At 69.0% G+C, this 17844-nt stretch carries 16 protein-coding genes; 10 read left to right on the forward strand and 6 right to left on the reverse strand.

Features of this window, described 5'->3' with window-relative positions; all coding sequences use genetic code 11:
- The first annotated feature begins 280 nt into the window (after positions 1-280).
- The 3 genes from G5C65_RS13110 (at position 281) to G5C65_RS13120 (ending at position 4030) form a co-directional block, all read left to right on the forward strand.
- A complete protein-coding gene (locus G5C65_RS13110; RefSeq protein WP_206441731.1) occupies positions 281-1459 on the forward strand; it encodes a DUF3631 domain-containing protein in 1179 nt (392 codons plus the stop codon).
- Between the two features lie 322 nt (positions 1460-1781).
- Complete coding sequence (locus tag G5C65_RS13115) at positions 1782-2333, forward strand: plasmid mobilization protein (RefSeq protein WP_165298973.1); 552 nt, start codon at positions 1782-1784, stop codon at positions 2331-2333.
- Complete coding sequence (locus G5C65_RS13120; RefSeq protein WP_165298974.1) at positions 2333-4030, forward strand: relaxase/mobilization nuclease domain-containing protein; 1698 nt, start codon at positions 2333-2335, stop codon at positions 4028-4030. The genes G5C65_RS13115 and G5C65_RS13120 overlap by 1 nt, the downstream gene beginning before the upstream one ends.
- Before the next feature lie 24 nt (positions 4031-4054).
- Here the strand turns inward: G5C65_RS13120 and G5C65_RS13125 are convergent, their stop codons facing one another.
- From G5C65_RS13125 to G5C65_RS13140, 4 genes are all read right to left on the reverse strand, one after another.
- Positions 4055-4654 carry an HAD domain-containing protein gene (locus G5C65_RS13125; RefSeq protein WP_165298975.1) on the reverse strand — a complete coding sequence of 200 codons (600 nt, stop codon included), beginning with the start codon at positions 4652-4654 and terminating at the stop codon, positions 4055-4057.
- A 31-nt stretch (positions 4655-4685) separates the two neighbouring features.
- The gene (locus tag G5C65_RS13130) at positions 4686-5378 is read right to left on the reverse strand and encodes a class I SAM-dependent methyltransferase (RefSeq protein ID WP_165298976.1); all 693 of its coding nucleotides are present in this window, start codon (positions 5376-5378) and stop codon (positions 4686-4688) included.
- Positions 5379-6290: a phosphotransferase family protein gene (locus G5C65_RS13135; RefSeq protein ID WP_165298977.1), complete on the reverse strand. Its 912-nt coding sequence runs from the start codon at positions 6288-6290 to the stop codon at positions 5379-5381. It abuts the gene before it with no gap.
- 74 nt (positions 6291-6364) lie between these two features.
- Positions 6365-7114 (reverse strand): hypothetical protein, encoded by a 750-nt coding sequence (locus G5C65_RS13140; protein WP_165298978.1) that lies wholly within the window; start codon positions 7112-7114, stop codon positions 6365-6367.
- A 214-nt stretch (positions 7115-7328) separates the two neighbouring features.
- On the opposite strand from G5C65_RS13140, the gene G5C65_RS13145 reads away from it, so the two are divergent.
- Entirely contained in the window at positions 7329-8684 is a 1356-nt protein-coding gene (locus tag G5C65_RS13145; RefSeq protein WP_165298979.1) for an NsdA family TPR-like regulatory protein, read from the forward strand.
- Between the two features lie 35 nt (positions 8685-8719).
- On the forward strand, positions 8720-9220 hold the full coding sequence (locus tag G5C65_RS13150; RefSeq protein ID WP_165298980.1) for an NUDIX domain-containing protein: 501 nt from the start codon (positions 8720-8722) through the stop codon (positions 9218-9220).
- Positions 9221-9351: 131 nt separating this feature from the next.
- On the opposite strand, the gene G5C65_RS13155 is transcribed toward G5C65_RS13150, so the two are convergent.
- Together G5C65_RS13155 and G5C65_RS13160 are read right to left on the reverse strand one after the other, a co-directional pair.
- Complete coding sequence (locus G5C65_RS13155; protein WP_165298981.1) at positions 9352-9735, reverse strand: hypothetical protein; 384 nt, start codon at positions 9733-9735, stop codon at positions 9352-9354.
- On the reverse strand, positions 9735-11369 hold the full coding sequence (locus G5C65_RS13160; protein WP_165298982.1) for a hypothetical protein: 1635 nt from the start codon (positions 11367-11369) through the stop codon (positions 9735-9737). Before G5C65_RS13160 ends, G5C65_RS13155 begins: the two co-directional genes overlap by 1 nt.
- A gap of 816 nt (positions 11370-12185) precedes the next feature.
- Here G5C65_RS13160 and G5C65_RS13165 point away from each other — a divergent pair.
- The 5 genes from G5C65_RS13165 to nicT all read left to right on the forward strand — a co-directional run bounded on the left by G5C65_RS13165 (position 12186) and on the right by nicT (position 17829).
- A complete protein-coding gene (locus G5C65_RS13165) occupies positions 12186-13142 on the forward strand; it encodes a helix-turn-helix domain-containing protein (protein ID WP_165298983.1) in 957 nt (318 codons plus the stop codon).
- 106 nt (positions 13143-13248) lie between these two features.
- Positions 13249-14247, forward strand: coding sequence for a type I glyceraldehyde-3-phosphate dehydrogenase (gene gap, locus G5C65_RS13170; protein ID WP_165298984.1), 999 nt, complete (start codon positions 13249-13251; stop codon positions 14245-14247).
- 185 nt (positions 14248-14432) lie between these two features.
- Positions 14433-15107 (forward strand): GNAT family N-acetyltransferase, encoded by a 675-nt coding sequence (locus G5C65_RS13175; protein WP_165298985.1) that lies wholly within the window; start codon positions 14433-14435, stop codon positions 15105-15107.
- A gap of 426 nt (positions 15108-15533) precedes the next feature.
- Positions 15534-16160: an NAD(P)-dependent oxidoreductase gene (locus G5C65_RS13180; protein WP_165298986.1), complete on the forward strand. Its 627-nt coding sequence runs from the start codon at positions 15534-15536 to the stop codon at positions 16158-16160.
- A gap of 541 nt (positions 16161-16701) precedes the next feature.
- Complete coding sequence (nicT, locus tag G5C65_RS13185; RefSeq protein WP_165298987.1) at positions 16702-17829, forward strand: Nickel transporter NicT; 1128 nt, start codon at positions 16702-16704, stop codon at positions 17827-17829.
- Positions 17830-17844: the final 15 nt, after the last annotated feature.

The raw sequence follows: 17844 nt of genomic DNA on the forward strand, positions 1-17844 counted from the left end.
GGACGGCGGGGCCGGGACCGGGGATGGTCCCCGAGCCACAGAGCGCGAGGACGAAATCGCTGCGCCCCCGAAAGAACAGCAGGTCGGCGGCTTGGGGACCGGTCTCCAAGCCCCGGTCAGCTCCGGTCAGCAGTCCCCGGGCTCCGGTCACCACAACGCAGGACGGGCTCCGGGGACCGGTCCCCACAGTCCCCGCGAACCGGAGGGATGTGGTGGCGGTACCGCCACCACTGGGGGACCGACTGACCGCGGGGTCGAGGGTGCCGAGCTGCTGTCCGAGTTGCGGGCGGCGATCGGCAAGTACGTGGTGCTCCCCAGCGAGGAGGCGCTGACCGCGGTCACTTTGTGGGTGGCGGCCACGCACATCCAGACCGTGCTGCAGCACGCGCCCCGCCTGGCGATCACGAGCCCGACCAAGGGGTGCGGCAAGTCACGTGTCCTGGACGTGCTCCACGAGACTGTCTACAAGCCGATGATGACGGTGAACATGTCCACCGCCGTGCTCTTCCGCTCCATCGGGCAGGACCCGCACACGCTGCTGGTGGACGAGGCCGACACCATCTTCGGCCCCAACGCCAGGGGTGAGAATGAGGAGCTGCGCGGCCTGCTCAACGCCGGGCACCAGCGCAACCGCCCCGCCTGGCGCATCGTCGGGCCGGAGCACAAGCCCACCCCCTTCCCCACCTTCGCCATGGCCGCCATCGCCGGGATCGGCGACCTGCCGGACACGATCATGGACCGGGCGGTCGTGCTGCGCATGCAGAAGCGCAAGCCCGGCGAGAAGGTCGCCCCGTTCCGCTCGCGCTACGCGGTGCCCGAACTCAACGCGCTGCGTGACCGGCTGGCCGCCTGGCTGGGACCGCTGCGTAGCAAGGCCGCCACGATGGTGCCGAGCATGCCGGTGGAGGACAGGGCGGCGGACACCTGGGAGCCACTGGTCATCATCGCCGACCTGGCCGGCGGCCACTGGCCCGCGAGCGCGCGGACGGCCTGCGTGACGATGACGCGGCACGAGGCCGTCCAGGACGTGCAGACCAGCCTGAAGACGCGGCTGCTGCGCGACATCCACCGCATCTTCGCCCAGGCCGACAATCCCGAGGCTCTGGCCACCCACGACTTGGTCGCGGCCCTGCTCCAGGATGCCGACGGCCCGTGGGCGGAGTACGGCACGAAGGGGCTGAACGCCTACCACCTGGGCAACCTGCTGCGGGACTTCGGCATCGGCTCGGCCAACTACCGCTTCGAGGGCGGCAAGCAGGCCAAGGCGTATCAGCGCAACCGGTTCCTGGATGCCTGGGCTCGCCACTGCCCCGACCTCGCCCAGCCGTACATCGCGTCCGAACGCGCACCGCAGGCTCCGCCCGTGCGCCCGGCCCACGGGCTGCCGCCCGCCGCCCCGACGGCATCGCTGCCCGTTGGCCCGCCCGACGGCCCCGCCGAGCCCAAGCGGACCCGCTGACCCCACCGGGGCCGTAGTCCGTAGCTGTGCGTCGCGTCCGTCCCCGCGCAGGTCAGCGCGGGGACGGACACTCTCGCCGGGACGGACTTCTCCGTACCTGGGCTCGTGTCCGTACCTGTGCTGACCAGGCATGCGACGCATGCGACGGACGTGACACCACCCCACCCCCATGCCACTGGAGCACACCATGCACACTGACAACGACACCAGCCCCGCCTCCTCGCGCCGCCGGGGATGGTTCACCCTTACCCGACGAACAGCAGCAAGCTGGAGCGGTCGACACTCCTTCGGGGGTTCGTCCGCAGATGCCTCCGCCCCGGGGGTGGCGGAGGAGGCCGGGCGCCGGGGGACGCCCGAGCAGGACAAACCGACAGACGAGCACTACGACCTCCCGTCCGAGCCCGCGCCACTTCCCGCCGAGCCTTCTGCCGAGTCCCTGTCGCTCCGCGGCACTGACGAGCCCCCGCTGCCCGCACCTCTGTACCGCAAGCGCGTCGCAGAGAGGCGGACTGTGGTCAAGAGCGTCCGCTTCACCCCGACCGCCCACCGCGTCATCGAGCACGCCGCGGCCGCGCGCGGCAGCACGTTCGCCGGATTCATCGGGGACGCAGCTCTCGCCCTCGCGCTCGGCAAGCATGAACTGAACGGCAGCCCCGAAGACGACCCGATCCGCCCGTTGACCGAGACCATCGAACGGCATCGAACCGAGCTGCGTCGCATCGGCATCAATCTGAACCAGATCACCCGCGCCCTCAACACCGGAGCCATACCCGACCACGCGGAAGCCGTACTGACGCTCATCGAGCAGGCCGTCGAACGCGACTACCTGCTCCTCGACCACTTCCTCGCCGACGACACGGAAACGGGGGACTGATGGTCCCCGACATCTCCGCCGGCTCCGACACTCGCGGACTGATCGCCTACCTCTACGGCCCCGGGCGGCGCGACGAGCACACCGATCCCCACATCGTGGCAGCCTGGGACCTGGCGGGCGCCCCCGACCCCGGCCGTGACCCGGCGGCCACCTTCACCCGCCTCGCCCGACGCCTCGACCACCACGTCGACCTGCGCGCCCGTGAGCTGGGCGGAAGGAAGCCGCCGAAGCACGTGTGGCACTGCCCGGTGCGCACTGCCCCGGGCGACCGCCACCTCACCGACACGGAGTGGGCCGAAGTGGCCCGTCGCATCGTGGCCGCCACCGGCATCACACCGGACGGGGATGAGCAGGCGTGCCGGTGGATCGCGGTGCGCCACGCCGACGACCACATCCACATCCTCGCCACAACGGTCCGAGCAGACGGACGCCGCCCTCGGACCCACCGTGACGGCCGGCGCGCCCAGGCCGAGTGCCGCAAGATCGAGACGGAGTTCGGGCTGCGCCGACTCGCCTCCGGCGACCGGACCGCACCGCGCACCCCCACCGGCGCCGAGCGCGCCAAGGCCCGGCGCCAGGGCCAGCCGGTCACCGCACGCCAGTGGCTGCGCGAGCAGGCGTACGCGGTCGCCGCGGCCGTACGCACAGTGGACGACTACCTCACCGTGCTGCGCTCCCTCGGCATCCAGGTCAGGACGCGGATCGGCCCCGATACGGGCGAGGCGATCGGCTACAGCCTGGCCGCCCCCGGCGACACCAACGCGAACGGAGAGCCGGTCTGGTACGGCGGTTCCAAGCTCGCCCCCGACCTGTCCCTCAACCGCCTCCGCGAACGCCTCGCCGCCCAGCAAGCCGCCGACCACCCGCACCGAGTGGCGGATCCCACCGATGTGTGGCGCCACACCGCCACCGCCCTGCACGCAGCCACAACGGCTGTGGACTCAGCCAACGACGCTGCTGCCCAAGGCCACCTGAACGCCTTCGGCGACGCCCTGCACAATCTCGCCCGCGCCACAACAGGACCGCCACGGTCGGAACTCCGCCACGCGGCAGTCGCGTTCAACCGCGCCCGCCGCTCAGCCATCCGAGCAGACCACGAGGCAGCCGCCGCGCTTCACGCGGCAGCCAAGGATCTCGCGTACGCCTCCCACGAGCCGGGCGGACTCGCCATCGCCGTGATCTTCGCAGCCCTTCACCTCGCCCGCGCCACAGCCCACTGGCACCGGCAACGCGGTCACCAGCAACAGGCTGCCGCAGCCGAGCAGACCCTCCGCCACCTCCAAGACGGCTACCAGCAAGCTGCCAAGCCGGTCCTGTCGGAACTCGCCCGTCGAGCCCCCTCCCCCGCAACCGCCCGCCGCTTCGAGCAGCAGCTTCGCGCGGCCCTCCCCGACCACGCCGAGCGTGTCCTCGCCGACCCCACCTGGCCCGCCCTGACGACCACCCTCGCCCGCGCCGAGAGCGCGGGCCACAACCCCCGCCACCTCCTGGCCAAGGTCGCCGCCAGCCGCGAACTCGACACCGCCCAGCGCCCCGCCGAGGTCCTCAATTGGCGCATCACCGCCCAGCCGAACAAGCGTGCGCAGGCAGCCCGCACGCGAAGCACTCATCACCCCACGACTCGCGCATGGGCCCCGTCACACTCTGCGACTGCAACCGTGAACACAGGGATCGAAGAACGGAGGCGCCGTCGATAGCGAAGGAGCCGCCGCTGGCCCCATCTAGGGGCCTCCGCGTGCGCTTCCGGCGGCCGAGACTCCGCTTGGAGTGGCGGGTCCAAGCGTTGGTGGAACAGGCAACCGCTCGGCCCACGCACGTACCTCGGCCAGGTGTTCAGCCCGCAATCCGACGTGCGAGGCGGGCTGTACGAGGAGGGTCGCCGGGCCGCGAGCGGTGCGTTCCGCGGCCCATTCGTGATCGAGGCCGGTGAAGTCGTCGTCGATCCAGGCGGCGGGGGCGTCGCCGAGCCACGCGTCGATGTGGTCGCGTTTCCACAGGTAGCCGTTGGGGTGGCTAGTGGTGATCTGCGGGCGTGGAAGATCCACGTACGAGAGCGTCGGGAGTCCGAGGAGGGGGCCTATCAAGGTGGCGGCGTCCTGGCGCCAGCTCGTGCACCAGATGGGGGTGACCAGGCCGGTGCGGATCACGTCCATGAGTAGCGGGCCGTGGGCGGCGTTGAGCCAGATCGTCACCGGGTCGTCCGGGTCCCGATGGGAGGGGACGACTTCGTGGTGGACGTGACTGGCTGGGCCGGTCCCTGTGTCCTCGGGGAACGGTATGAGGACGCCGTCGATGTCGAGGAGCAGATAGGGCACGCGCATCGGTTCCTCCGTGGGAGAGCCGGGGCTGGTATCAGAGCTTGCGTGCGGTGATCAGCAGGGTGGTGGGCCAGCGGTTCTGGCGGGCGTCGTGGAACTCCTGGGCCGAGGCGAGCCAGAGACCCGCCCGGTTGAGGTGCTTCTCCCAGCAGTCTGCGTCGAAGTCCCAGCGGACGAGTGGCAGACGGCTGCGATCAGGCAGGACGACGGAGTCGCGACGGGGCCGGTCGTCGGCGGAAGGGCGCCTGCCGGCGCGCAAGGGGTGAGGCACCGAGAAGACGAGCAGGCAGCCCGGTTTGAGGCAGTGCGTGATGGCAGGGAGCAGGAGTTCGGGAGCGACGAGGCCGACGGCGCCGAAGACGGAGTAGATCGCGTCGAAGGGCTCATCGGATGCCTGGAGGTAATGCAGGGCATGACCGGCGACGAAGGTGAGGTTGGCGAGGCGTCCGTAGTGGGATCGGGCCCGGCGGACCTGGAGGCCGACCAGGTCGACGCCGGTGACCCGGGCGCCGTGGCGGGCGGCCAGGCAGGCGGCGTAGTGTCCGGGGCCGCAGCCGAGTTCCAGCACCCGCTTGCGGCGCAGGTCGGGGCCGAGGATCTCGGCGCCGGGCCCGCTACCTGGCCGTGTGGTCCACTCCATGCGTGCCGGTACGGGCAGCGGTTCGGCGGGGCCGGCCGCGGTGCGCTGGAGGGCGTGGGCGTACCACGGGGTGGTCTGGGCGAGCATCTACGCCTCCAGGAGTTGGAGGGCATCGGTGAGGTGGCGGCGTACGACCTTGATGTACGCCGGGTCCGAGACCGGGTCGTTGATCCAGCGGATGGCCTGCTCCATGAACCACTCCACGGCCCACACCCGGTGCCAGCCCAGCGCCCACTTCTCGGCCGCGAGCCCGCCCCGCTCGGCGAGGGCGTCGGGTGTGCCACCTTCCGTCACGTACGACTCCAGGAAGGCGCGCAGGCGTACGGGGTCGGCGGCGTCGAGGGTGCCGTGCCAGCTCGCGAGGTCGAGCAGGCCGGGGCCGGTGAAGGCACGAGCGAAGTCCAGCAGGCGCCAGCCGTGCTGGCCGATGTGGAGGCTGGTGGGGTGGAACTCGGAGTGCACCCACCCGAAGGGCGCCATGGTCGCACCGGCTGAGCGGGTGTCGGCGGCCTGGGCGATCCGTTCGAGGGCGTCCCCGATGTCGTCTGCGTCCTGCCACCGCTCCTCCTTGCGCAGCTGACCGAGGTGGTCGAGCGCGCGGTGCGGCAAGGCGCGCAGCCCTTGCTGATCGAGGAGGGGAAGAGACGCTGCGCTGCGGGTGCCGTGCAGGACCACGGCTGCCGTGGCACCGTCGAGGTCCTCGGCGTCGCGGATGGGGGAGCCGAGATCTTCCAGCAGCATCCCCAGCCAGCCGTCCTGTACGGCGGAGGCGAGGACCTGCGGGACGGGGATGCCGAGATTGTGGGCCAGTCGCAGCGCCTGGTCCTCGCAGTCGAACGGTTTCTTGGCGTACTTGAAGATTGCCGTGGTCCCGTCGGGGAAGGTGAGGCGTTCGACGCCGGACATGGACCACACCCGCATCTCCTCACGGGCAGGGTTCGGACGGCCGGAGATGGTGAGCAGGCTGTCGAGGAGTTCGGCGTTGAGTTTCGTGTCCATCAGAGGGCTCCAGTTGCGGTGGAAGGTGTCCGGGGCGGGCGGGGGCGGCAGCCCGCCCCGGACACCTGGTCGGGTTACGTGGGATCGCTCACGCGGCGGGCGTAGACCTGCTTGATCCATCCGGCTTTGAAGGCCGCGAGGTCGTCGCGGAAGGCGGCCATCGAGGCACCGTAGGGCGCCACGACGCCGCCGGACTGGTCCGGCACGGACTGGCAGCCGTGCACGAGCCGTCCGCCGAGGGCGGCGTGGGCCTTGATGGACTCGATGCGGCGGTGCTCGTTGAACCAGCCGCCGTGGTAGACCTCGTCCAGCATTCCGCCGGTCTCATCGTCCAGGTCGAAGACGACGGAGGTGGCGGCCGGGAAGAACCAGCACGGGCCGACGTTGGAGATATGGCCATCCAGTTCGACCTTGTTCAGCGCCATCAGCGTCGCCGCCTCGCGCAGCATCCGCAGATGGTCGGAGGTGATCTGCGGAAGGCCGAGGCCGGCGAGGTGCTCGTCGCGGAAGAGGTACGCGTACACCTCATACGCGGTGCGCAGCACCCGGGCCGCGTCGGATGTGGACTCGGCGTGGTTCTTGATGAAGTCGAGCGCGAGCTGCTCGACGGCGCTCTCGGTGGTCTCCTCTACGGCCAGCAGGTGGGCCTTGACCAGCTCCCAGTCGGCGACGAGCCACGTGCTGGACTCGAAGCGGAAGAAGTAGTCGGCGGGATCGATGGTGAGGCGCCGGCCGTCGACCTGGATGCCGGGCAGTCGGCACCAGCGCTCGTCTAACGCTTCGGGCAGTTCGACCGTGATGGCCGTGGTGTCGATGATGGTCACCGTGTCTCCGTCTCTGTCCGGGCATACGAATGCCCGAACTCGGTGTCGCTGGAGGATTCTTCGGGAAGCCGCCCGGATCGGCGGGGGAGCCTGGAGCGTGTTGAGCAGTTCCGGGCGGCTGTACTTCAGTGAACCTGTCGTCACGCACAGTGGGTACGGTGAGAGGCAGTTCAAGCCGTATACGCGGTTTACAGCCCCCGGAACGGAGGCCAACGTGGCAGCGCGGAAGGAACCCAACTGGCGCCTGCGCGAGACCATCGATGCGGTCGGCTGCACGTACGAGGCGTTAGCGAAAGACGTACGGCGCGTCGCTGCCGAGAACGGCGAGATCCTTCAGACGAACAAGTCGGCCGTCTCCCACTGGGTGGGCGGTGCCCGTCAGCCCACCGGCCGAACCAGCGGCTACCTCGCCGAGGCGCTCTCTCGCCGCGCCGGGCGCATCATCACCCAGGCCGAGATCGGCCTGCGCGCGCCCGGTAGCGAACGGACAGACGAGCACGACCCAGTTCTGACGGTCACGGACCTGGGCCGCGCCGATGTCGAGCGCCGCCGCTTCCTCGCGCTGGCCGCCTTCACGACCGCTGGCGTTGCCATGCCGCTCGCCTACGACCACGAGACCACGACGCGCATGCTGCGTGCCCGCACGGGCACGGCCGCGATCGGCCTGGAAGAGGTGGAGGTCGTACGCCAGATCACCGCCACCTTCAGCGCAGCCGATGAACGCCTCGGCGGCGGACACGGCCTGACCACCGTCACCGCCTACCTCGCAGACACCGCCGCACCCATGCTCCGTGGACGGTTCCCCTCCGAGCCGCTGCGCCGAGCAGCCTTCGCCGCCGTGGCCGAACTCGCCTACCTCGCCGGATGGAAGCATCACGACCTCGGCCAGGAGGGCGCCGCGCAGCGCTACTACCAGGTCGGCTATCAGCTCGCCTGCGAAGCCGACCCCCATGGCCACGCCGCCTGGATGATGCGCGCCCTCGCCCACCAGGCACTCAGCCTCAAGCAGCCGCACCACTGTGTCGACCTGGCCGAAGCCGCTCTATCCCAGGGAGTCGGCCACATCGACGGCCAGACCGAAGCCCTGCTCCACATCACCCACGCCCGCGCCTACGCCGCTGTCGGCGAGAAGCCCGCCGCCGCCCGCGCCCTGCTGGCCGCCGAAGACGCCCTGCTCCGCGACGACGCGCCCCAGCCCAGCTACTCCCGCGTCAGCGGACCAGCACCCGGCACGGTCGCCAGCCACACCGCCCGCACCCTCACCGACCTGGCCGATCACGTTGGCACCGAACAACAGCACCGGGATGCCCTGACCCGCTGGGACCCGGAGAAGTACAAGCGGGTTCACGCACTCACCTACGCCGACCTCGGCGACAGCCTGGCTGCCCAGGCCCGCGCTGACGAGGCAGTCGCTGCCTGGTCGCAGGCTCTGACGCTTATGGAGGGCATGACCTCTGACCGAACCCGCAAGGCGATCACGTCGATGAGGTCGCCCCTTGCCATCTACCAGCGGCGCAAAGTACCCGGTGCCGCCGAACTCGCCCGCCATGCGCGCGAAGCACTGGCATAGCATCGCCACCAACCTGGCCGACGAAGGGACGCGACGTGGCTCAGCCGAACACAGAAGACCAGCCCAAAGCCCTCAAGCCCGCCCTCGAATCCATGACTCTGCTGGTCGCCGCCGTCATCGTCCACGATAAGGCCACCAACCGCGTCGTGCTCCTGCAACGCAGCGAGAACGCCAAGTTCGCCCGGGGCATGTGGGACCTCCCCGTCGGTAAAAGCGACCCAGGCGAGCCCATCACGGAAACGGCAGTCCGAGAGCTGTACGAAGAGACGGGCCTCACCGTGAAGCCCGAGTCCCTGAAGGTCGCCCACATCATCCACGGTGCCTGGGGCGTCGAGGCACCAAACGGGTTCCTCACCGTCGTCTTCGCCGCCCACGAGTGGACCGGCGAGCCCGAGAATCGCGAGCCGCGGAAGCATGCACAGGTCTGCTGGGTCGACGCCGAAGCGATCCCCGATGAGTTCGTAGACACCACCGCCAGCGCCCTCCACCGCTACCTTACCGACGGACCCCAGGTATCGCTGGACGGCTGGCAGTAGACACCCCGGCCCTCGCGTCGCAGCCTACCTGGGCAGCCCCCTGGTGATCGCATAGGCGCTGGCTGTACGAGAATGGCCGGGCAGCCTCTGGACCATCTCGCGCGGGCGTCGTGGTTGCACGAGGCGATGCCTCAGGCAAGGGCAGAGATGGCCGCGAGCGTCGACGCGAGCAAAGAGACCAGCCCCGGAACCCCTCCGCACTTCTGCTGGACCTTCTCCAGCAACCCCTTGGCCACAGCCCGCTCCTCAGGACTTTCCAGCCGTTGTTCAGCCACCATGTCCAGGAAGCCGACACACACGTCGTAGTCGTCAACCTGGTCTCGATCCCGATCGATTCCTTGCCGGACGCGGACCAGAAGCTCGGCAATACCCTGTAAGTCGTCCTTGTCGAGACCGGAGTTGTCCTGGCTCTGAGTCGAATAAAAGGCTCCCGGCTGATTCTGCACGTTCTTCATCGAACCGCTGTTCTGGATACCCGAGTTGGTGCTTTCAGGTTGCCGCTTACGACCGAACATCACGTTCCTCCTACAGCCGCCTGCCGGGAGCCCACCGCACCCGGCTGGTTCTGGACATTGCTCATCTCACCGGTGTTAATGACACCATTGTTGAGTACGACCGTCATCTGCTCGCGGTACGCACCGGTGTCCACGTTGTGCTCCTCAAGAAAGCCCTCTACAGCAGAAAGCACCCGACCCTGCATCATCTCGATATATCGACGCGCGTCGTCGTACTGGAGCATATCGTCCATATACCGGGTTGAATAGATCTCTCGCAGACTGACAGGCCCCTTACCTGGATCTCCCGCAGGATTTCGTTCGCTCTCCTTGCCCCGTTTGAAAAGCCGGGCCACGAACCAGGCCGTGTCTACGACAGCGAGATACGCCATGCGACGTCTCCACTTCCAGCCTCTGCTCATCGCTGTCCTCTCGGCCGCTCGTATCTCGGGGTGGAGAGGATTTACTACATGAGGCCGGACGACAACCCGTAGGTAGTGGTTCTCATAAGAGAAGCCCACGAATACTGAGGCAATCAACTCATCGTCCCAGGACGTCGTCCGTGCGCACAGGAAACGGCGGGCGACCGTCGGGGCGTGTTGCGCACCTGCAGCGAGTGCCCCTTCCCGAGCCAGGGTGACCAGGCCCGCCCACCGTTCTGGCGTCAGAGAATCCCAGCGCTCGGCGGCGAGCGCGGCGACGCCGAAGACTTCCTGGCGGCTTTCGGGATGGAAGTCCGGCCGCGGGTCAACAGCACGCTGAAGCTCCTGCGTCACGTGCGCGTGCAGGTCGTCAGGGGTGAACTGGATAACCTCGCCTTCCGGCATCGCCCCTGTCAGCAGTTCCTTCGCACCAGGCAAGACTTTGGAGTGGCCATCTCCGTCCTCGGAACCGGCGTCACTACCCTCACTCGGCTTGGCGGCCACAACGTCGAAGCCAATCTGGGTTTCGTACCAGACCTTGCCTGCCCCAACGAAGTGATACTTCGATCCTGTCGAGCGGACCTGATTTCGGTACGGCACCACCTCACCATGTACCGCATCTCGGATCCGATCCACCGTGTCCCGAAACCGACGCGGCACAGCCGCATGCCAGACCTTGGCCTTGTCGGCACGAATCAGAGCGTGCAAGCGGCGCTGAGCGAGTAACCGATCTGTGAAGAACGCCGCGCACAGCCCCAGCACGACCGCCAAGGGTGCAAGATAGGCAATCGGAGTCAGCAGCAACAGCGCACTGAGCGCGCAGGCCATGACCATGAGAGTCCGGCGCAGCCACAGTAGTTGCTCCGCCTGGGCGCACGTGGTGAGCACCGTCTCCAGATCGAATCCGTGCGACGGAACCGGCCGGCCCTGGTCCGCAACACGACGGCGCACCCAGCGGACATACTCGTGGCCGACCAGTACCCGTGGCTGCTTGCGCTCCGTCGGCTCGTCCTCATCCAGCTTCTCTAGTCGCTCCAACGCGGACTTCTCTTTGGCCGCCTCCCGCTTCGTCAAGCGTTCTAGGCGACGTTCACGCATGGACTTCGGGGTGAACTTGTCGCCGAGTTCCTTGGCCTTCTTGCGCCGCCATGCTTTGAGCTTGTCAGCGAACTCCGCTGCTCTGTTGGGCCGCAGATACGCGGCCGCGCAGAGTAATCGCGTGGGATCCGTCATCCCACCGGACCCGCCTCCAGCCCCTCTCCCGCCACTCCCTTGTTGTAACGGCACTTCCGGCACTGGCAGCAATGATCAGTCCCCCTTCACGTGGCCGCGCACAGACCTTGCTGACTCCGAGCTCCCACCCCCGTCCACGAGTACGAGGACCGATCGTGCCTCACGAAGCCGGGCGCTGCCTACCACTTCCAAGCACCCGAATCAGGACGAAATCGGTGCCCTGCTACGGGGAGCAGCCGTGGTTCCACTGCCGACGCGGGAGCGTGCCGGCCGTCGAAGTCGGCCGCCATAGACACCACTCATCGGCCGCCCGCTCAGAACGGATTCAGCACACATGAGGACAACAAACCACGCGATCACGCGAGAATTACATCGAGGTGATTCTCCAGCTCAGACACTCAGCAGGCAACGTTTCCGCAGGTCACAGCCTTGATCAAAAAGGGCTCCTAAAGCGGGTGTCGCAGGTTCGAATCCTGCCGGGGGCACTGACCGCACAGCAGGTCAGAGCACAAATGCGGCCCCTCGTTCATTCGAACGAGGGGCCCGTCTCGTGGTCAGGGTCCACGTCGCATCCGGGAGGTACACGACCGCGGGGAGTGCGCCCCACCCCGTCAATCGTGGGGCGCACCATGAGTCCGGCGCCGTCCGCCCCAGCCTCCGGCAAGAGAGCTGGGGCGGTGACACCGTACTGAGGGGTGCTTCTCGGTGCGTCCAGGGTGGGGGGCAGGTACACCTGAGCACCGGGGCAACGCCCGCGACACCGGCGGGCGGTGGACGGCGGCGTGTCGGACGGCGCACCGCGTAGCCTCTTCCCCTGTGCCAGACTCCCACCCGCATCGCGTCGCTGTCCTTGTGCTCGGGGGTGCGAAGCCGCTCGATGTCGGGATTCCCGCGCAGGTTTTCACGACTCGCACGAGCATGCCGTACGAGGTGCGGGTGTGCGGGGCGACTCCCGGCCTCGTGACCGGCGGCGATGGCCTGTCGTACAACGTCGCTCACGGCCTCGACGCCCTGGTGTGGGCGGACATCGTCTTCGTTCCCGGCTACCGGTTTCCGGACCGGGACGACCCGCCGCAGGCCGTCGTCAACGCGCTGGTCGCCGCCCACGCCCGGGGCGCGCGGCTCGCCGCCATTTCGACGGGTGCCTTCGCGCTCGCCGCGACGGGCCTGCTCGACGGCAAGCGCGCCACGACGCACTGGCACTACACGCGGGCGCTCGCGGCCAGGCATCCGCTCGTCCAAGTCGACGAGAACGTGCTGTTCGTCGACGAGGGCAGCGTGCTCACCTCGGCCGGCGCCGCCTCCGGCATCGACCTGTGCCTGCACATCCTGCGCGGCGACCTCGGGGTGGCCGCGTCGAACCACGCGGCCCGCCGCCTGGTCGCGGCCCCCTACCGCAGCGGTGGCCAGGCCCAGTACGTGCCGCGCAGCGTCCCCGATCCGCTCGGCGAGCGCTTCGGCGCCACCCGGGAGTGGGCGCTGCACCGGCTCGGCGAGCCCCTCACCCTCGACATACTGGCGCGGCAGGCCGGGGTCTCGCCGCGTACGTTCTCCCGGCGTTTCGTCGAGGAGACCGGTTATACGCCGATGCAGTGGGTGATGCGCGCCCGCGTCGACCTGGCCCGCGAACTGCTTGAGCGGTCGCAGCGCAGTGTCGAGCAGATCGCCGACGACGTCGGGCTCGGCACCGGCGCGAACCTCCGCCTGCACTTCCAGCGCATCCTCGGGACCACGCCGAGCGAGTACCGGCGCACCTTCGCCCGGGGCGAGTAACCCGCCCGGCAGCGCCTGACGGGATCCTTTTGGACCGTGGCGATCCCGCCACTGTCCACGGCGCGAGCCGGGGGTGAGCCTGGTGGCGAAGGAAAGGACATCGCTCATGACTCGTATCGCCATCAACGGATTCGGCCGCATCGGACGCAACGTGCTGCGCGCGCTGCTGGAGCGCGACAGCGTCCTTGAGATCGTCGCCGTCAACGACCTGACGGAGCCCGCCGCTCTCGCCCGGCTGCTCGCCTACGACAGCACTGCCGGCCGGCTCGGGCGCCCGGTGACCGTCGACGGGGACGCCCTCGTCGTCGACGGCCGCCGGATCACGGTGCTGGCCGAGCGCGAACCGGCGCAGCTGCCGTGGGCCGAGCTCGGCGTCGACATCGCCCTGGAAGCCACCGGCCGCTTCACCTCGGCCGAGGCCGCCCGCGCCCACCTCGACGCGGGTGCGAGGAAGGTACTCGTCAGCGCGCCGTCGGACGGCGCCGACATCACACTTGCGTTCGGGGTCAACACCGACGCCTACGAACCGGCCGCGCACACGATCGTCTCGAACGCCTCCTGCACCACCAACGCGCTCGCGCCGCTGGCCGCGGTCCTCGACGAACTCGCCGGGATCGAGCACGGGTTCATGACAACGGTGCACGCCTACACGCAGGAGCAGAACCTGCAGGACGGTCCGCACCGCGACGCCCGTCGTGCCCGTGCCGCCGGCGTCAACATCGTGCCGACCACGACCGGCGCCGCCAAGGCGATCGGCCTGGTGCTGCCGAACCTCGACGGCAAGCTGTCGGGCGACTCGATCCGCGTGCCGGTGCCGGTGGGCTCGATCGTCGAACTCAACACGGCCGTCGCCCGCGACGTGACGCGCGATGAGGTGCTGGCGGCGTACCGCGCCGCAGCGGAGGGCCCGCTCGCCGGGGTCCTCGAATACTCGGACGACCCGCTCGTGTCGACCGACATCACGGGCAATCCCGCCTCGTCGATCTTCGACTCGGCCCTCACCCGCGTCGACGGCCGCCACGTCAAGGTGGTCGCCTGGTACGACAACGAGTGGGGCTTCTCGAACCGCGTGATCGACACGCTCGAACTCCTCGCCACCCGCTGACCGGCGCCAGGGGACGGTGCCCCGCACCGGATCGCGCCCCGCGGCCGCTCCGCGGCGCTGCGGGGCGGCCGGGCGGCCGGGCGGCGGGCACGGCACGGCACGGCACCGCCTGACGGTCACCATGCTCAGGCTGCGGGTCGAATATGTGATGCGTGCCATGTCGGACGGCTCATAGGGTTGCGCCCATGCCGATGGCTGCCTCGCCCCTGTCCGCGTATCCCCCGTTGAACGTGCAGGTGCACACGCCCCGTCTGTCCTTGCTGGGGGCGACGGACGAGCTCCTGGAGCGCCTGGTCCCGACGGTTCGCAAGGGCGTGGTCACCCAACCCCCGTGGCCCTTCGACGATCCGATGTCCCTGTACGAGGACAGCCCGCAGCGCGAGTGGGGCTGGCTGCAAGGAGTGTGGCGCGGGCGGGGCCGGGTCAGTGCGAGCTTTTGGCGTCTGTACTTCGTCGTGGTGGCGGGCGGCGAGCCGGTGGGCATGCAGGATCTGATCGGCACCGACTTCGACGCATTCGGTACGGTCACCACCTTCTCCTGGCTCAGCCCGGACGTGCGGGGCGGGGGCTTGGGCACGGAGATGCGGCAGGCGGTGCTGCACCTGGCCTTCGACGGGTTGGGGGCCCGTGAGGCGAGCAGCGACGCCTTCTTCGACAACCACGCCTCGAACCGTGTCTCCCAATCTCTGGGCTACGTGCCGAACGGCGTCACCTGGGACACCAGGCGCGGCGAGCCGGCGGAGATCAAGCAGTGGCGGCTGACCCGCGAGCAGTGGATCACGCGGCGGCGCGACGACATCGAACTCGTCGCCGTCGGTGACTGCCTGCCGGTCCTCGGGATCGGCCCCGCCAGCGGCTGACCGGTCGCCGAGCCATCCGGAGCGTGCCTCCGGGCTGCGGGCCTCCGGGCTGCGGGCCCGGGCCTCGGCGCCATGCGCCTGCCGTCGAAGGCCGGCATGCTCGGCAGCCGCCACGTCGTCGACCTGGCCCCTGCAGCGGACGTCTCCCGCCCGGTATCGCGAGCCCGCGTCGAGGGCGGCAAGGAGTTCGGCGACCCGGCAGCGGTAGGTGCGAGCGACATGCGCGGCTTCGAACAGCGCCTCAATATCACCGTTGAGCTCCATGCTGTGTGGCATACGTCCATGGTGTCTGTGGCAGGGACACGCCACGCCACATCACGGAGGGGAGGCGCGCGCCGTCTCCGTCATCGCACCTGTCGCAGCCGTCGCTGCCGTGCAGATCCCGTTCCACGGCACCCGACGCCCTACACGAAAGATGTCCATGTCATGAAGCTGCTGATCCTCGGAGCGACCGGCCCCACCGGTCGCCATGTCGTCGACCTGGCCCTGCGCTCCGGAGATGCGGTCACGGTCCTCGTCCGCAACCCGGCCACACTGGGCGACCTGGCGGGCCGGGTCACCACGGTGACCGGAGACGCCACCTCGCAGCACGACGTCAGCGCCGCCATGGCAGGGCGCGACGCCGTCATCTCCGCCCTCGGCCGTGGCCGCTCCCTGGCCGCGAAGGGCCTCTTCACACGCTCCTCGGCAGCGGTGATCGCCGCGGCCCGGGAGACGGGGGTCTCCCGCCTGGTGTGGCTGTCGTCGTTCGGCGTCGGGCACACCCTCCGGTGGTCGAGCCTGACGCAGCAGCTGATGTACCGCACGTTGCTGCGGTCGATCTACGCAAACAAGGAAATCGCCGACGAGAGCATCCGCACCAGCGGACTGGACTGGACCCTGGTCTACCCGACCAGGCTGACCAACGGCCCGGCCAAGGGCAGCTACCAGGCGGACGACCGGCTGCCGATGCGCGGCAATCCGACGATCAGCCGGGCGGACGTCGCCGACTTCATGCTGCGGGCCGCGCACAGCAGCGAGTGGATCGGCCGCACCGCCGTGATCTCCGACTGAGCGCCTTCGCCCTCGTCCTCGACGACGTGTGCACCGCACAAAAAACAGTCCCCACAAAAAACAGTCCCCGGAGTCCTCACCGTTGCCATCTGCCTCAGTCGTCGCTGAGGCTCCGGTAGCGAGGGGCTTCGGGGGCCTGGCCAGAGCCTGCGGGAATCTCTTGTCCGTGGACGTCTCCACCGACGGTGCGATTCTCCGGTTTTCTGGTGTATTGACCAGTTTCCACGCTGTGCAGCCCGTGTCAAGGGGTTGCCGGAAAACTCTCGGAACGAAGGGAAACCCGCAGGTCGAGCCGGTCCGCTAGGCCGTACGCACGACCGGGGTGACCCGGGCTTTCCCCGGGGATGGCAGAGCCCTGCCCAGGGCTTTGCTGCACATTAGTTGCAGGTGCCATGCATCAGCAGAAGGGTGGACGCCGAAGGTCCTCTTCGAACGAAAGCCCTAGTCACCGATGGCTCCTGTCCCCCGTTCCACCGCCTCCCCGAACTCCCCGAACTCTCCGACCCCTCCGGCTTCCGCCGCTTCTCGGGTCCGCAGAGCCATGAGCCGCCAGGAGTGGTCCCGGCTCGGCGGGATGGCCGCGTTCATCCTGGCCCTGCACCTGATCGGCTGGTTCACCCTCGTGGTGCTCGTCGCTCCCGAACACCACAGCCTGGGCACCAAGACCTTCGGCATCGGTATCGGCGTCACCGCCTACACCCTGGGCATGCGGCACGCCTTCGACGCTGACCACATCGCCGCCATCGACAACACCACCCGGAAGCTGATGAACGACGGACAGCGCCCGCTGTCCGTCGGCTTCTGGTTCTCGCTCGGCCACTCCTCGATCGTCTTCGCGCTCGCGTTCCTGCTCTCCCTGGGCGTGAAGGAGCTGGCCGGACCGGTGGAGAACGACAGCTCCACGCTGCACAGCGTCACCGGCTGGATCGGTACGACCGTCTCCGGGGCGTTCCTCTACGTCATCGCGGTCATCAACCTGCTGGTCATGGCGGGGCTCTGGAAGGTCTTCCGGGGGATGCGCTCCGGCCGGTTCGACGAGGCGCAGCTGGAGGAGCAGCTCAACAGCCGGGGGCTGATGAACCGGCTGCTGGGCCGACTGATGAAGTCGATCACCAAGCCGTGGCAGATGTACCCGCTCGGCGTCCTGTTCGGGCTGGGCTTCGACACGGCGACGGAGATCGCCCTGCTGGTGCTCGCCGGCTCGGGCGCGGCCTCCGGCCTGCCCTGGTACGCGATCCTGTGTCTGCCGGTCCTGTTCGCGGCCGGGATGTCACTGCTGGACACGATCGACGGCACGTTCATGAACTTCGCGTACGGCTGGGCCTTCTCCCAGCCGGTCCGCAAGGTCTACTACAACCTCACGATCACCGGGCTGTCCGTCGCCGTGGCGCTGCTGATCGGCACGGTCGAGCTACTGGGGCTGGTCGCCGAGCAGGCGGATCTGCACGGTGCCTTCTGGGACTGGGTGTCCGGGCTCGATCTGAACGTCGTGGGCTATGTGATCGTCGGCCTGTTCTTCGCGACCTGGGCCGTCTCCGTACTGGTGTGGAAGCTGGCGCGGATCGAGGAGAAGTGGACGGCGGGGCTGGCGGGTCCGGCGGGGTCGGCAGGGCCGTCGCAGGGGCAGCCGTCCTCCGCCCCCTCCGCCGAGCGGTCGTCGACGGATTGACACGCTCCCCCCGGC

The organism is Streptomyces boncukensis (assembly GCF_011045075.1).
GTDB lineage: Bacteria > Actinomycetota > Actinomycetes > Streptomycetales > Streptomycetaceae > Streptomyces > Streptomyces boncukensis.

Excerpts from the sequence above, each read along its gene's own strand:
- G5C65_RS13180 (WP_165298986.1), top strand. The coding sequence starts at position 15,534 with ATGAAGCTGCTGATCCTCGGAGCGACCGGCCCCACCGGTCGCCATGTC.
- G5C65_RS13135 (WP_165298977.1), bottom strand. The coding sequence starts at position 6,290 with ATGGACACGAAACTCAACGCCGAACTCCTCGACAGCCTGCTCACCATC.
- G5C65_RS13125 (WP_165298975.1), bottom strand. The coding sequence starts at position 4,654 with ATGCGCGTGCCCTATCTGCTCCTCGACATCGACGGCGTCCTCATACCG.
- G5C65_RS13160 (WP_165298982.1), bottom strand. The coding sequence starts at position 11,369 with ATGACGGATCCCACGCGATTACTCTGCGCGGCCGCGTATCTGCGGCCC.
- G5C65_RS13130 (WP_165298976.1), bottom strand. The coding sequence starts at position 5,378 with ATGCTCGCCCAGACCACCCCGTGGTACGCCCACGCCCTCCAGCGCACC.
- gap (WP_165298984.1), top strand. The coding sequence starts at position 13,249 with ATGACTCGTATCGCCATCAACGGATTCGGCCGCATCGGACGCAACGTG.
- nicT (WP_165298987.1), top strand. The coding sequence starts at position 16,702 with ATGAGCCGCCAGGAGTGGTCCCGGCTCGGCGGGATGGCCGCGTTCATC.
- G5C65_RS13175 (WP_165298985.1), top strand. The coding sequence starts at position 14,433 with ATGCCGATGGCTGCCTCGCCCCTGTCCGCGTATCCCCCGTTGAACGTG.
- G5C65_RS13120 (WP_165298974.1), top strand. The coding sequence starts at position 2,333 with ATGGTCCCCGACATCTCCGCCGGCTCCGACACTCGCGGACTGATCGCC.
- G5C65_RS13155 (WP_165298981.1), bottom strand. The coding sequence starts at position 9,735 with ATGTTCGGTCGTAAGCGGCAACCTGAAAGCACCAACTCGGGTATCCAG.